Annotated in this window: 1 protein-coding gene; it reads right to left on the reverse strand. The window is 69.2% G+C overall.

The features are described 5' to 3' along the window. Window positions 1-23 precede the first annotated feature (23 nt). Window positions 24-1,117 (reverse strand): nucleotide sugar dehydrogenase (locus ACNPM4_RS04805; RefSeq protein ID WP_448984873.1); only part of this gene is annotated, 1,094 nt, incomplete at its 5' end.

A 1,117-nucleotide genomic window follows, 5' to 3' on the forward strand; every position in this document is an offset into this window, starting at 1 on the left:
CCCCCCCGCTCTTCCTCACAGCGCTAGGCCGCCGTGCCGACCACGATGCGGGGAGTGCCCGTCCATCGCTCGGCGTCGGTGGCCGCGCGACCGTCGACGAGCAGCTTGACTCCGGGCAGCTGTGCGGGAGCGAGCTCGCGGTAGTCGGCGTGGTCGGTCTGCAGGATCGCGAGGTCGACCTCTTCACCGATCTCGTAGGGCTCGAAGCCGAGGCCGCGCAGTTCTTCGTCGGTGTAGAGCGGGTCGTGCACCCGCACCTCGGCGCCACGATCCCGTAGCGCCTTGACCGTGGGGAAGACTCCCGAGAAGGCCGTCTCCTTGACGCCTCCGCGGTAGGCCGCGCCCAGGACGACCGCGCGCTGACCGGAGAGCGACCCGAGGATCCCCTCCGCCTGTGCCACGAGACGCTCCGGCATCGACGCGTTGAGCTGACGGGCGACCCGCACGATGTCCGCGTCAGGATCGGTCGCCAGGTAGAGCCGCGGGTAGACGGGGATGCAGTGTCCGCCGACGGCGATGCCGGGCCGGTGGATGTGGCTGTACGGCTGGGAGTTGCAGGCTTCGATGACCTTGTAGACGTCGATGCCGTGGGATGCCGCGAAGAGGCCGAACTGGTTGGCCAGGCCGATGTTCACGTCACGGTAGGTGGTCTCGGCGAGCTTCGCCATCTCGGAGGCCTCGGTGCTCCCGAGGTCCCAGACGCCGTTGGGGCGGGGCAGGTCGGTGCGTTCGTCGAACTGGAGGACGGCCTCGTAGAACTCGCGCGCACGGCGGTTTCCCTCGGCGGAGAGGGCGCCGATGAGCTTCGGGTACTTGCGGAGGTCTTCGAAGACGCGCCCGGTGAGCACACGCTCCGGCGAGTAGGCGAGGAAGAAGTCCTCGCCCTCCGTGAGGCCCGATCCCTCTTCCAGCATCGGCTTCCAGCGGTTGCGCGTCGTCCCCACGGGCAGCGTGGTCTCGTAGGACACGAGGGTTCCCGGGGTGAGGTGCTCGGCGAGCGACGCGGTCGCCGCGTCCATGTACTTGAAGTCCGGCTCCCAGGTCTCGTCGTTCACGAAGACCGGCGCCACCAGCACGACGGCATCCGCGCCGGGAATCGCCTCGGCGTAGTCGGTCG

The sequence above is a fragment of the Microbacterium umsixpiens genome, from assembly GCF_053543675.1.